Origin of the sequence: Rhodopseudomonas sp. WA056, from assembly GCF_010906995.1 — a bacterium.
Taxonomy (GTDB): domain Bacteria; phylum Pseudomonadota; class Alphaproteobacteria; order Rhizobiales; family Xanthobacteraceae; genus Rhodopseudomonas; species Rhodopseudomonas palustris_G.
The window spans coordinates 1-12,831 of the sequence record NZ_QPFS01000135.1 but is presented as its reverse complement, the minus strand read 5'-3'; the positions used below and the strand labels follow the sequence as shown (position 1 = coordinate 12,831).

13 protein-coding genes are annotated in these 12,831 nt (G+C 64.5%); 8 read left to right on the top strand and 5 right to left on the bottom strand.

The features are described 5' to 3' along the window. Positions 1-493: 493 nt before the first annotated feature. From DU475_RS20400 to DU475_RS20365, 8 genes are all read left to right on the top strand, one after another. Positions 494-2,116 (top strand): sigma 54-interacting transcriptional regulator, encoded by a 1,623-nt coding sequence (locus DU475_RS20400; RefSeq protein ID WP_164633159.1) that lies wholly within the window; start codon positions 494-496, stop codon positions 2,114-2,116. A 524-nt stretch (positions 2,117-2,640) separates the two neighbouring features. Beyond that, positions 2,641-3,468: a nitrogenase iron protein gene (gene nifH, locus DU475_RS20395; protein WP_013502818.1), complete on the top strand. Its 828-nt coding sequence runs from the start codon at positions 2,641-2,643 to the stop codon at positions 3,466-3,468. Between the two features lie 49 nt (positions 3,469-3,517). Further along, entirely contained in the window at positions 3,518-5,086 is a 1,569-nt protein-coding gene (anfD, locus tag DU475_RS20390) for a nitrogenase iron-iron protein, alpha chain (RefSeq protein ID WP_164633158.1), read from the top strand. A gap of 12 nt (positions 5,087-5,098) precedes the next feature. Next, entirely contained in the window at positions 5,099-5,539 is a 441-nt protein-coding gene (anfG, locus tag DU475_RS20385; RefSeq protein ID WP_013502820.1) for a Fe-only nitrogenase subunit delta, read from the top strand. A gap of 13 nt (positions 5,540-5,552) precedes the next feature. Then, entirely contained in the window at positions 5,553-6,938 is a 1,386-nt protein-coding gene (gene anfK / locus DU475_RS20380; RefSeq protein WP_164633157.1) for a Fe-only nitrogenase subunit beta, read from the top strand. An 82-nt stretch (positions 6,939-7,020) separates the two neighbouring features. Next, positions 7,021-7,713 carry a Fe-only nitrogenase accessory protein AnfO gene (anfO, locus tag DU475_RS20375; protein ID WP_164633156.1) on the top strand — a complete coding sequence of 231 codons (693 nt, stop codon included), beginning with the start codon at positions 7,021-7,023 and terminating at the stop codon, positions 7,711-7,713. After that, positions 7,710-8,300: a gamma-glutamylcyclotransferase family protein gene (locus tag DU475_RS20370; protein ID WP_164633155.1), complete on the top strand. Its 591-nt coding sequence runs from the start codon at positions 7,710-7,712 to the stop codon at positions 8,298-8,300. Before anfO ends, DU475_RS20370 begins: the two co-directional genes overlap by 4 nt. Positions 8,301-8,357: 57 nt before the next feature. Beyond that, positions 8,358-8,888, top strand: coding sequence for a pyridoxamine 5'-phosphate oxidase family protein (locus DU475_RS20365; protein ID WP_164633154.1), 531 nt, complete (start codon positions 8,358-8,360; stop codon positions 8,886-8,888). A gap of 171 nt (positions 8,889-9,059) precedes the next feature. Here the strand turns inward: DU475_RS20365 and DU475_RS20360 are convergent, their stop codons facing one another. The 5 genes from DU475_RS20360 to DU475_RS20340 all read right to left on the bottom strand — a co-directional run. Next, on the bottom strand, positions 9,060-9,893 hold the full coding sequence (locus DU475_RS20360) for an NAD(+)--dinitrogen-reductase ADP-D-ribosyltransferase (protein WP_164633153.1): 834 nt from the start codon (positions 9,891-9,893) through the stop codon (positions 9,060-9,062). A gap of 58 nt (positions 9,894-9,951) precedes the next feature. Next, positions 9,952-10,110 (bottom strand): hypothetical protein, encoded by a 159-nt coding sequence (locus DU475_RS20355; protein WP_164633152.1) that lies wholly within the window; start codon positions 10,108-10,110, stop codon positions 9,952-9,954. 15 nt (positions 10,111-10,125) lie between these two features. Next, a complete protein-coding gene (locus tag DU475_RS20350) occupies positions 10,126-10,671 on the bottom strand; it encodes a GNAT family N-acetyltransferase (protein ID WP_164633151.1) in 546 nt (181 codons plus the stop codon). Between the two features lie 46 nt (positions 10,672-10,717). After that, complete coding sequence (locus DU475_RS20345) at positions 10,718-12,187, bottom strand: efflux transporter outer membrane subunit (RefSeq protein ID WP_205524478.1); 1,470 nt, start codon at positions 12,185-12,187, stop codon at positions 10,718-10,720. 239 nt (positions 12,188-12,426) lie between these two features. Further along, a partial coding sequence (locus DU475_RS20340; protein WP_205524477.1) for an efflux RND transporter permease subunit occupies positions 12,427-12,831 on the bottom strand: 405 nt, incomplete at its 5' end.

Here is a 12,831-nt window from a genome sequence, read left to right as displayed (position 1 = left end):
GAACGGCTGTCTGCCGATCTCGGCTCCCTGGGCGCCGGACGCACGCGCGTACAGCCGTTCCGCTCCGTCGCCTCCTGACTCAGGCACCGTCCACAGCGAACATCCGCCCAAAGTCGACACAACGGATCGAGCGAAAGCTCATCTGACTTGCTCGGCTGAGGCGGCGGCATCAACGGCCGGCGACGATTGTCGATCGAGATCGGCGGCACGTTGCCGCGCGATTATCGCAGCCCTCGTCGGCCGGACGGCGGACTTCCATCTCGCGGCGGTTTTGCTATCTTCGTCGCGACCCACGCCGTAAGCGTCCGTCATCATCAGGAACGAGGGTTCCCAGCCGTTAGCAACTCGACCGCGTCTCGCGGCTCGATGGTTGGAGCTCGTCCATGCCGATCGCAAGCACGCGCTGGATCGCGATCATTCTCACTGCCGTCGCTTCGTGCCGCCGCCGATCGCCCTCTCCCGTCATCGCTATCCGCCGCAAGGAGCATCGTGCATGACCGCGCTCGATGTCGATCGACACGCCGAGCCTGAGGGCTTGGTCGACGAATTCACCCACTGTTTTACCGGCGAGTGCCGGGTCAACGTGCTGCAGATCCTGTTTCGCATCAATCAGGTGCTGACACAGAACGCCGATCTCGCCACGCTGGTGTCGATCGTGCTCGACGGCATGCGCCAGCAGATGCGGATGCAGCGCGGCGTGATGATGCTGTACGACCACCGCTCCGACGCGATCTTCATCCACGACAGTTTCGGACTGACGGACGAGGAAAAAGGCCGCGGCATCTATGCGCCCGGCGAGGGAATCACCGGCAAGGTGGTCGAGACCGGCAAGCCGATCATCATCCCGCGGGTGATCGACAGCCCGGACTTTCTCGATCGCACCCGCGCCCACAAGGGCCGCAAACAGGACAAGCTGGCGTTCTTCTGCGTACCGATCGTGCTCGCGCAGAAGGTGCTCGGCACGATCTGCGCCGAGCGCGTCTATATGAACCAGCGGCTGCTCAAGCAGGACGCCGAGCTGCTCGCCATGGTCGCCTCGCTGATCGCGCCGGCGGTCGAACTCTATCTGATCGAGAACGTCGACAAGGTACGGCTCGAAGCCGAGAACCGTAGGCTGAAAAGCGAGCTGAAGCAGCGGTTTCGCCCGGCCAATATCATCGGCAATTCCAAGCCGATGCAGGACGTCTACGCCATGGTGCACAAGGTGGCCTCGACCAAAGCCACCGTGCTGCTGCTCGGCGAAAGCGGCGTCGGCAAGGAGCTGGTGGCGAGCGCCCTGCACTACAACAGTCCGGTCGCCGACGGCCCCTTCATCAAGGCGAACTGCGCGGCGCTGCCGGAAGCGCTCGCGGAAAGCGAACTGTTCGGCCACGAGCGCGGCGCCTTCACCAGCGCGGTCGCCACCCACAAGGGCTATTTCGAGCAAGCCTCCGGCGGTACGATCTTTCTCGACGAGGTCGGCGAGCTCAGCTTGCCGACCCAGGCCAAGCTGCTCCGCGTGCTGCAGGAACGGACGTTCGAAAGGGTCGGCGGCGCCAGATCGGTCAAGGTCGACGTCCGGATCATCGCCGCCACCAACCGCAACCTTGCCGAGATGGTCGCGGCCGGCACCTTCCGCGAAGATCTGTTCTATCGGCTCAACGTATTCCCGATCACCATCCCGCCGCTGCGCGATCGCGGCTCCGACGTGATCACCCTCGCCGACCACTTCGTCACCACCTATTCGGCCGAAATCGGCAAGCCGATCAGACGGATCTCGACCCCGGCGATCAACATGCTGATGAGCTATCACTGGCCCGGCAACGTCCGCGAGCTGGAGAACGTGATCGAACGATCGGTGATCCTGGCCGAGGAAGGCGTGATCCACGGCTACGACCTGCCGCCGTCGCTGCAGACGCCGACCGAAACCGGCACCGGCTTCAGCGGCACGCTGGAAGACCGCGTCACCGCGGTCGAATACGAAATGATCGTGGAAGCGCTGAAAGCGTCGAGCGGCAATGTCGGTCAGGCCGCGACGGCGCTCGGCCTGACGCGCCGGATGCTCGGCCTGCGCATGGACCGGCACGGCCTCACCTACAAGACGTTCCGCACCGCCGGGCTCCACCCACGGAGCTGACGTCTGATCGCCCTGTGCGTTTGAATTTCCGCCGGCGGCTCTGATGAGCCGCCGTTTTGCGTTGGCGCAGAACTCCGGTGGAGTCGACACTCGCGTAACTCTTGGGATTGGAATTTACGCCCGACGTCACTTTCGCCGCGCCCGGGACAGAAGGTCAGGAAGTTACGGCTGGCGTCACGCCTCTTTCAGAACTTACGCAGGCAGAACATTTCCATCGCCGCTCCTGACGAAACCTGAGACCGTCCTCTCTCGCAAACTGTTCGGATCGTCGTCGCCGTCCTTCGCAGCGCGCTATTCCACGGACGTTCTCGACGCTCCCGCGCCGGACTCCATTGTCGCATCATCCCGGATGTATGCGAACGCTTAGCACCCCTCTATCGCGGCTCGCGCGCGGTTTTGCCCCTTCGCGTACTTCCGATTCCGCGCCACGCATTGCGCACGCGTTGGCACGTCCGTTGCTCTTAAGGATGGCGAGGCGATGGATCACTCATCGTCCCGTCAATTCATCGCAGGAGCTTCGGACCATGACCCGCAAGGTGGCGATCTACGGCAAGGGTGGCATCGGCAAGTCGACGACCACGCAGAACACGGCGGCGGCGCTCGCCTTCTATCACGACAAGAACATCTTCATTCACGGCTGCGATCCCAAGGCGGACTCCACCCGCCTGATCCTCGGCGGCAAGCCGCAGGACACCGTGATGGACACGCTGCGCACCCTCGGCGCCGAGAAGGTGACGCTCGAGAACGTGGTGAAGAGCGGCTTCAAGGACATCCGCTGCGTCGAATCCGGCGGACCCGAGCCGGGCGTCGGCTGCGCCGGCCGCGGCGTCATCACCGCGATCGACCTGATGGAGGCCAACCAGGCCTACACCGACGATCTCGACTTCATCTTCTTCGACGTGCTCGGCGACGTGGTGTGCGGCGGCTTCGCGATGCCGATCCGCGACGGCAAGGCGCAGGAAGTCTACGTCGTCGCCTCCGGCGAGATGATGGCGATCTACGCCGCCAACAACATCTGCAAGGGTCTCGTCAAATACGCCAAGCAGAGCGGCGTGCGGCTCGGCGGCATCATCTGCAACAGCCGCAAGGTCGATGGCGAGCGCGAATTTCTCGAAGAGTTCACCGCGGCGATCGGCACCAAGATGATCCACTTCGTGCCGCGCGACAACATCGTGCAGAAGGCCGAGTTCAACAAGAAGACCGTCACCGAGTTCGATCCCGAGGCCGATCAGGCGCTCGAATACAAGCAGCTCGGCTCGGCCATCATCGACAACAAGGACTTCGTGATTCCGAAGCCGCTGACGATGGACGAACTCGAAAAGATGGTCGTGAAGTACGGCCTGATGGACTGATCTGCGCTCCCCGCGCCTGACGGCGTACTTCCCGCACGAGGACAACAAGATGCCATATCACGAGTTCGACTGTTCGAAGTGTCTCCCCGAACGTAAGAAGCACGCCGTCACCAAGGGCACCGGCGACAATCTCGCCACCGCGCTGCCGCTCGGCTATCTCAACACCATCCCGGGATCGATCTCCGAGCGCGGCTGCGCCTATTGCGGCGCCAAGCACGTCATCGGCACGCCGATGAAGGACGTGATTCACATGAGTCACGGACCCGTCGGCTGCACCTACGACACCTGGCAGACCAAGCGCTACATCTCCGACAACAACAACTTCCAGCTCAAATACACCTTCGCCACCGACGTCCGCGAAAAGCACATCGTGTTCGGCGCCGAGGGCCTGCTGAAGCAGAACATCATCGAGGCATTCAAGGCCTGCCCCGACATCAAGCGGATGACGATCTACCAGACCTGCGCCACCGCGCTGATCGGCGACGACATCAACGCGGTCGCCGCCGAGGTGATGGAGGAGATGCCGGACGTCGACATCTTCACCTGCAACTCGCCCGGCTTCGGCGGCCCGAGCCAGTCCGGCGGCCACCACAAGATCAACATCGCCTGGATCAACGACAAGGTCGGCACGGTCGAGCCGGAGATCACCTCGGATTACGTCATCAACTATGTCGGCGAATACAACATCCAGGGCGACCAGGAGGTGATGCTCGACTATTTCACCCGGATGGGCATCCAGGTGCTGTCGACCTTCACCGGCAACGGCACCTATGACGGCCTGCGGGCGATGCACCGTGCGCATCTCAACGTGCTCGAATGCGCCCGCTCCGCCGAATACATCTGCAACGAGCTGCGGGTGCGCTACGGCATTCCGCGGCTCGATATCGACGGCTTCGGCTTCGAACCGCTGTCGCAGTCGCTGCGCAAGATCGGCATGTTCTTCGGCATCGAGGACCGCGCCGAAGCGATCATCGCCGAGGAGACCGCGCGCTGGAAGCCGGAACTCGACTGGTACAAGGAACGGCTGAAGGGCAAGAAGGTCTGCCTGTGGCCGGGCGGCTCCAAGCTGTGGCACTGGGCGCACGTTATCGAGGAGGAAATGGGCGTCAAGGTCGTCTCGGTCTACACCAAGTTCGGCCACCAGGGCGACATGGAGAAGGGCATCGCGCGCTGCGGCGAGGATGCGCTGGCGATCGACGATCCCAACGAGTTGGAAGGACTCGAGGCGCTGGAGAAGCTGCAGCCCGACATCATCTTCACCGGCAAGCGCCCCGGCGAAGTCGCCAAGAAGGTCCGCGTTCCGTACCTCAATGCCCACGCCTATCACAACGGCCCGTACAAGGGTTTCGAAGGCTGGGTGCGGTTCGCCCGCGACATCTACAACGGCATCTACTCGCCGATGCACCAGCTCTCCGGGCTCGACATCAGCAAGGACGAGATCCCGACCGATCGCGGCTTCGTCACACAGCGCATGCTGTCGGACGCGCATCTGCCGGAGGAGATCGCCAAGTCGGAGAGCCTTCGTCGCTACACCGGCAAGGACGACATCATCGCCGACCTGCGCAAGAAGAACCCGCCCTACTTCACCCCGATCGTCAAAGCCGAAGCGGCCGAGTGAGACGAGAGCCCCATGACCAAGATCACCTACAAAGTCACCTCGGAGCATCCGTTCCCGGCCGACGCCGCCGCGGCGGCCGCCTCGCTCGCCGCCTACGAGGCACTCGACGACGTTACCAAGGCCCGGGTCGACCAGATGGTCGACTGGGTCATGAAGAACTGCCTCTGGCAGTTCCATTCGCGGACGTGGGACCGCAAGCGGCAGAACGAGGGCATCCTCGGCATCGCCGCCAAGCTGCTCGCCGGCGAGCCTTTCACGCCACAGACGCCGGAAGACCGCTGCTACTGGGTCGATTCGGTGACGCTGCAGCGCGCCTATCAGGCGACCTGCCCGTGGCTCGCCGAGATGTCCAAAGAGGACATCAAGGCGCTGATGAAGGAGCTGCACGCCCGTATCGACTATCTCACCGTCACCGGCTCGCTCAATGAAGAGCTGACCGACAAGCACTATTGATTGGACCCTCGCCATGAACTGTCAATTCAAGCCGAAGGACCGGATCGGCACCATCAATCCGATCTTCACCTGCCAGCCGGCCGGCGCGCAATACGCCTCGATCGGCATCAAGGACTGCATCGGCATCGTCCACGGCGGCCAGGGCTGCGTGATGTTCGTCCGCCTCCTGATCTCGCAGCACCTGAAGGAGAGCTTCGAAATCGCCTCGTCCTCGGTACACGAGGACGGCGCGGTGTTCGGCGCGCTCGACCGCGTCGAGGAAGCGGTCGACGTGCTGCTGATGCGCTATCCCCACGTCAAGGTGGTGCCGATCATCACCACCTGCTCGACAGAGGTGATCGGCGACGACGTCGACGGCGTCGTCACCAAGCTGCAGGAAGAGCTGCTCGATGTGAAGTATCCGGACCGCGAGGTCCATCTGATCCCGATCCACTGCCCGAGCTTCGTCGGCAGCATGGTGACGGGCTACGACGTCGCGGTGCGCGACTTCGTCAAGCACTTCTCCAAGAAGGACAAGCCGAGCCTGAAGATCAATCTGATCACCGGCTGGGTCAATCCGGGCGACGTCAAGGAGCTCAAGCATCTGTTGGCCGAAATGCAGGTCGAGGCCAACGTGCTGTTCGAGATCGAGAGCTTCGATAGTCCGCTGATGCCGGACAAGAGCGCGGTGTCACACGGCTCGACCACGATTGCCGAGCTGACTGCGACTGCGGACGCGCAAGGCACCATCGCGCTCAACCGCTACGAAGGCGGCCAGGCCGCGACCTGGCTGCAGACCCGCTGGGACGTGCCGGCGGTGATCGGCCCGACCCCGATCGGGATCCGCAACACCGACACCTTCCTGCGTAACGTCAAGGACATGACCGGCAAGCCGATCCCGGAATCGCTGGTCAAGGAGCGCGGCGTCGCGCTCGACGCCATCACCGACCTCGCCCACATGTTCCTGGCCGACAAGAAGGTGGCGATCTACGGCAACCCGGATCTCGTGCTCGGTCTCGCCGAATACTGCCTCGATCTCGGCATGAAGCCGGTGCTGCTGCTGCTCGGCGACGAGAACGCCGGCTACGCCAACGACCCGCGGATCGCGGCGCTGAAGGACAACGTCGACTACCCGATGGAGATCATCACCAACGCCGATCTGTTCGAACTCGAAGACCGCATCAAGAACGGCCTCGAACTCGACCTGATCCTCGGCCACTCCAAGGGACGGTTCGTCGCGATCGACTACAACATCCCGATGCTGCGGGTCGGCTTCCCGACCTACGACCGCGCCGGCCTGTATCGCTATCCCGTGGTCGGCTACGCCGGCGCAACCTGGCTCGCCGAACAGATGGCCAACACGCTGTTTGGCGACATGGAGGTCAAGAAGAACCGCGAATGGATCCTGAACGTGTGGTGACCACGGTCATGATCTGGTCCGGCGACGGTTTGCCATGTCCGTCGCCGGACTCTTCTTTCTCCTGACGGCCGCGAGACAACCGATGAAGATCGCAGCTTACGTCGACGCCGAGGGCGAGATCGCCAAGGTCTCGGACAAGGGCGTGATCCTGCTGTTCGAGCAGCAGGGCGAAGTCTGGAAGGTCCGCAAGACGATCCGTTTCGCGGTGCGACCGGACGATGGGCTTGCCCAGATCCACGCCTCGCTCGCCGCGATGGTCCCCGAACTGGATGATTGCCGGCTGTTTCTCTCCAGGAGCGTGCGCGGCGTCGTCAATTCGCTGCTGCAGGAGATGGGCGTGCAGACCTGGCAGTCGCACGGTCCGCTGTTCGCCCAGCTCGACACCATCGCCCGCAAGGAGAACGAGCGCGCGCAACAGAGCACCAAGGCTTCCCGCGCCGAACGACGCTCGCGCCGACGGCGCCATCGTCAGGGCGGTGCAGACAGCGATCTCGACGAGATCAAGCCGGTACTGATCGGCGATGACGACAGCGGTCACTTCCGGCTCGATCTGGTGCGGCTGCTGCGGGACGATCCGGGCCTGAACTCCTGGGACATCCTGATCCCGTTCCTCACCGGCACGCCGTTCCGGCAGCTCGATCTCGTCTGCGATCACATTCCGCGCTGGTTTCCCCGCGCGATGCGCGCGCTCGATATGGACGCCGAGATCATGGAGCTGCCCGGCCTCGGCGTCGCCGCCACCATCACCCCGAAACCACAGGCAGACGCGACATGACCCCGACGCTCACCACGCCGCTCCCGACCGCCCCGCGCGCCAAGCCGGCCCGCCGTCCGACCACGCCGCTGTTCGCCTATGGGGCGACGCTGAACCCCGAGCACATCATGGTGCGGCTGTGCCAGCCGAAGATCCGCGCGATCGCGCGGTTGCCCGGCTACAGGTTCGGCTTCCACGGCCACTCGGAGATCTGGGACAGCGGCCTCGAGACCCTGGTGGACGAGCCCGGCGCAGAGGTGTGGGGCGTGGTCTACGAGCTGTCGGCCACCGAGCTCGATCGCTTCGATGCCTGGCAGGGCGTCAAGCTCGACGGCGGCGGATCGTACTTCCACTACCCGGTCGAAGTGATCGACGCGAGCGGCCAGGTGCTCGACGCGCTGTTTCACCGCAAGACCGAGATGGGGCCGCAACAGCCGCCGAGCCGCGACTATCTCGACTTCATCCTCGCCGGTGCACGCACTCGCGGCCTGCCTGCGCAGGCCATGACGGCGCTCGAAGCCTGCCCGTCCGTGCAAGCGCGCTATCCGGTGCCGAAGATGAACACCGACATCAAGGCGCTGGCCTCGAAACTGTCCTGCGCCTGCTGACAATCCGATCCAGCGGCATCGGCAAAGCCGGAGCGCCGCGCATCTAGGAGACCTGGAATGACAGAACCCGCTTCCGACCTGTTGGCCCGACCGATGCGGCGGCGAAGCCGCGAAATCACCGACCGCACCGAGATCGACGCGATCCTGGCCAGCGACAAGGTGCTGCATCTGGCGCTGGCGCGGGACAATGTGCCGTTCCTGGTGCCGGTGTTCTACGGCTTCGACGGCAAGGCGCTGTACGTCCATTCGGCCAGCGCCGGCACCAAGATCGAGATTCTCAAGACCAACAACCGCGTCTGCTTCGAGGTGACGACCGAGCACGGCGTCGTGACCGCCGACGCCGCCTGCGATTTCGAAGCCCAGCACCGCACCGTGATCGGATTCGGCCGCGCCAGTTTCGTCGATGACTTCGCCGAGAAGACCCGAGCGCTCGACCTGATCGTCAGCCGATTCACCGACCGCAAGTTCGACTACCCGGCGGAAAAGCTCGGCATCACCAAGGTGATCCGGATCGACATCGACAGCATCAAGGGCAAAGCCTACGGCTTCGGCGAACCGCGCCCCGAGCAACCCGGCGAGACGGATTGATCACGTCCACCTTCGCACTCATTCCGGGGCGCGGCCCAAAGGCCGCGAACCCGGAATCCCGAGGTTATTCTGCGTGGCCGAGATTCCGGGTTCGCTCGCTGGCGCGAGCGCCCCGGAATGACTCGTTGATAGGCCATCACCGAACCGGGACGATATCCTGCACAACGGCCCTCAAAACCATCCGTGATACGCCCGCACCTTGTAGTTTCCACCGATCACCAGAAACTCCCCTTCATAGCCGAGCACCTGGCGCTGCAGCAGGCCGGGGAAGAACAACAGCTTCACCGTCGGCACCTCGGTCTCCAGCACCCAATCGCCGAACTCCTCGGCGCGCTCCTTGGAATCGCTGAACGACACCAGATTGTTCAGCCGCAGCGTGCACAGCCGGTGATGCGCGTCGCCCTCGACGAGCTGCTGCTCGACATCGTTGGTGCCGCGCCACAGCCGGACGAAGCGCGGGCCCGGCGTCTTGAAGCGGCGGATGCTCCACTGGCAATATTCGTACAGCAGGTCGAACTGCTGGAAGATGCAATTGTTGTGAAAGCGGGCGTCGGTCTTCTCCTGCAGATAGGTCGCCCACGCCGCCGACGGAAACAGCCCGAGCCGCTGCTTGTGGAAGGTCGGCACCAAGCCGAACCGGCTCTCGACCCAGCCCTTCAGCACCGCCGCCTTCGGGCAGTCGGATTCGACGCCCCAGCCGCGCAGCAGATCGAGATAGCTGGTCGGATGCCGCGCCGGGGCAGACGGCTGGGCTCCCGCCGCGAGGCCGAACTCGAGCTCCATGTAATGCTCGAACACCTCGGCGGCGGTCGCCGGATACTCGCAGGCGGCCAGCAGCCGGAACAGTCCCGGATGGGTCTCTCGCGTGCCATGGATGGTGATCCGCCGCAGGCAGCGATTGAACGCCGTCGAGCCGATCAGACCGACCGGCACGCCCACCATATTGGTGCAGTACCAGCGATCAGGGTCTTCGGTAGAAGAATGGTCCGTTGCCGTCTGGGACATGTCGAACGAAGCCGCGCGCGAAACTGACCGCACATTTGATCGGGGGAAGAGCCGTTCATCAAGTTGTTTCCAAGGTCGTTTCGACGGCGGCTGATGCGATCATCGCGCCGGACGGATCGTGCGGCCCGGCGGCGCTGACAATACGCTGTGTGCGATCCTCGCAGAAGCCGGAGACGGAGCCGGTATGAAGAACTGCACGCAGCCCGAGAAGCGCCATTCGTCACCGTTCACCCTAATGCGACGATTGGTCGGCATACACCTTCTGAAACCGGAAGGATTCGCCGCCCGGGATTCCTTCCCGAGTCTCCTGATGCGGATCCGGGTGATGAACGTTGTAGAACTCGACGATCTTGAAGCCGCATTTGTTGACGTAGAAATGGATGTTGCGCTTCTCGAAATACGGCGTGTGCGTTTCCCACGCCAGTGTATCGGGATACATCGCTTCAATCGCGCGCCACGCTCTGGAGCCGATGCCTTTGCCGTGATGTTCGGTGGCGACGAAGAACAGATCCAGTGAATTGCGATGCGTGGTGGCGTCGATCGTCAGCACCACCCCGCCGACTCGCGCGCCGTCGAGCACGACGTGATACGTGACCGCCCCCGGCGCATGGAAGAAATCGCCGAGCTCTGCATCCGACGGGATCGGACCTTCCGGCGCCGTTCCGAATGCGGCTGTGAACCCGGCCGCGAACGCGTCCTGCAGGCCGAGCTGGAACTCCTTCAGCTCCGCTTCCTGCACCGGGACCAGGATGACACGATTTGCCTCGTCCAATTTCATTGCTTCGTCTCCTGCATTGTCGACCTAAGTTTCCCAATCGTCTCACTCATAAAGCCGCCCGCCGATGCGTGATCGGACCGGCCGGATGCGGTCCGGTGTCGACGTCGATCACCTCCGGCGTCAGCGCATCGACCTCGCCGTCCCATCCACCGCCGAGCGCCTTGTTCAGTGCGATGTAGTCCGAGACGGTCTTGACCCGGCTCTGCAGCAACGCGTCTTCGGCGCTGTAGAGCGATCGCTCGGCGGTCAGCACGTCGAGAAAGCTCGACGATCCGGATCGATACAGCGACTGCGACAGGCTCGCGGCCTGCCGATAGGCCGTGGTCGATGTCGTGAGAATTCGGCTTCGCGCGCGCTCGTTACTCAGCGACACCAGCGCGTCTTCGACGTCCTTCAACGCGGTGAGTACAGACGCCTGGTAGGCCAGAAACTGCTGATCACGCTGCGCCTGTGCGATCTCCACCGCAGCCCGCAGGGTTGGACCGAGCGACCAGCTGATCGACGAATTTCTGCCGAGATCGCCGAGCTTGGTGCCGGAGGTTGCGATGTTTCCCGTCAAGCTGACGCTGGGATACAGCGCCGCTTCGGCCTGCCCGATCCGGGCGGTGGATTGCGCGTAGCGGCGCTCCGCAAGCCGCACATCAGGCCGCGTCAGCAGAACGTCGGCCGGAATCCCCGTCGGCACCGGCAGCTTCGGCGCCGGGATCGGCTTCGGCCGCGCCAGAAGTGCCGACAGCGCGGCCGGCGGCCGTCCGGTCAGCACCGACAGCCGGTGCACGGTTTGGGCGTAGGCCGTCTCGAGCGCGGGAATGGCGGCGCGCGTCGCCGCCGCCTGTCCGGTGGCGGTGGCGAGGTCCACGGCCGACGCGGTGCCCGCGGCCAGGCGGTTGCGGGTGATCGTGGTGGTTTCGTCCTGCGACAGCGCGGTGCGATGGGCAAGCGCGATGCGCGCCTGATAGGCGCGCGCCTCGACGTAGCTCGACGCGACGTCGCCGACCAGCGTCAGCAACACGGCGCGCAGATTTTCGTCCGAAGCATCGATGCCGTAGGCCGCAGCCTCGACGGCCCTGCGGTTGGCGCCGAACAGATCGAGCTCCCAGCTCGCGTCGAACCCCGCCTGATACAAACCGGAGGTGCCGTCCGATCCCAGCAACGACGACGGACCGCCGAGGTTGAGACCGCCGGGTGCCGCCGACGTCCCCCCCGTCCCCTTTGCCAGCCGGGCCGAGTCGCTGTTGGTGATCGTCGGAAGCAACGCGCCCACCGCCTGCCGATAGTTCGCCCGCGCCTCGCGCACCCGCGCGCTCGCCGTCGCAACATCAAGGTTGCCGTCCACTGCCTCGACCACCAGCCGATCCAGGGTCGGATCGCGCAAGCGAGTCCACCAGCGTGGCAACACGGGCGGCGCAGGGGTCGCGACGCCGGCCCGGCTCCACTGCGCGGGCGTCGCGAGAAGCGGCGTCCGATAGTCGGGACCGACAGCGCATCCGCCCAGCAACACCGCGGCGAGAATCATCAGCGTCGCAAACGACGGCGCGACCGCAGGCTTCGCCGGTGTCGTGGGTTTCTCAGGCGCCTGCGCGGGCGGTGGCGTCTTTGCAGAGTCCAGGGGAATCTCGATGGCGCACCCGCTCAACGCGGTGGCTATCGAGGCCAGCGATGCGGACGCGGCGAGCAGCACTCCGGCTCTCCGGCAACGCGCGAGCCATCGGCGCGGCCGCATCATCGGGGTTCGTGCTTGCATCATTGCTCTGCTCACGTGTCTTTCGGGGCTGAAAGGCCGAACGCCGTGGGCGGGGTCGGGCTCACGGCGATCTCAGTGCCGGCCGCGCCCTTGAACACACGCCGGACCAAGACGAACAGCAGCGGCACGAAGAAGATGCCCAGCACGGTCGCCGCCAGCATGCCGCCCATCACGCCGATGCCGATCGAATTCTGCGCCGCCGAGCCGGCGCCGCTGGCGACGACCAGCGGCGCGACGCCGAGGATGAACGCAAACGAGGTCATCAGGATCGGCCGCAGCCGCTGCCGCGCGGCGAGCAAAGTGGCGCGGTGCAATCCCAGCCCCGCCTGCTGCCGCGCGATGGCGAATTCAATGATCAGGATGGCGTTCTTGGCGGCCAGACCGATCGTGGTCAGCCGACCGACCTTGAAGGACAC

What these genes read in the sequence shown, in the direction of transcription:
- DU475_RS20365 (WP_164633154.1), top strand. Translation starts at nt 8,358, where the DNA reads ATGACAGAACCCGCTTCCGACCTGTTGGCCCGACCGATGCGGCGGCGA.
- anfD (WP_164633158.1), top strand. Translation starts at nt 3,518, where the DNA reads ATGCCATATCACGAGTTCGACTGTTCGAAGTGTCTCCCCGAACGTAAG.
- DU475_RS20360 (WP_164633153.1), bottom strand. Translation starts at nt 9,893, where the DNA reads ATGTCCCAGACGGCAACGGACCATTCTTCTACCGAAGACCCTGATCGC.
- DU475_RS20345 (WP_205524478.1), bottom strand. Translation starts at nt 12,187, where the DNA reads ATGATTCTCGCCGCGGTGTTGCTGGGCGGATGCGCTGTCGGTCCCGAC.
- nifH (WP_013502818.1), top strand. Translation starts at nt 2,641, where the DNA reads ATGACCCGCAAGGTGGCGATCTACGGCAAGGGTGGCATCGGCAAGTCG.
- anfO (WP_164633156.1), top strand. Translation starts at nt 7,021, where the DNA reads ATGAAGATCGCAGCTTACGTCGACGCCGAGGGCGAGATCGCCAAGGTC.
- DU475_RS20350 (WP_164633151.1), bottom strand. Translation starts at nt 10,671, where the DNA reads ATGAAATTGGACGAGGCAAATCGTGTCATCCTGGTCCCGGTGCAGGAA.
- anfG (WP_013502820.1), top strand. Translation starts at nt 5,099, where the DNA reads ATGACCAAGATCACCTACAAAGTCACCTCGGAGCATCCGTTCCCGGCC.
- DU475_RS20400 (WP_164633159.1), top strand. Translation starts at nt 494, where the DNA reads ATGACCGCGCTCGATGTCGATCGACACGCCGAGCCTGAGGGCTTGGTC.
- DU475_RS20355 (WP_164633152.1), bottom strand. Translation starts at nt 10,110, where the DNA reads ATGGCGCTTCTCGGGCTGCGTGCAGTTCTTCATACCGGCTCCGTCTCC.
- DU475_RS20370 (WP_164633155.1), top strand. Translation starts at nt 7,710, where the DNA reads ATGACCCCGACGCTCACCACGCCGCTCCCGACCGCCCCGCGCGCCAAG.
- anfK (WP_164633157.1), top strand. Translation starts at nt 5,553, where the DNA reads ATGAACTGTCAATTCAAGCCGAAGGACCGGATCGGCACCATCAATCCG.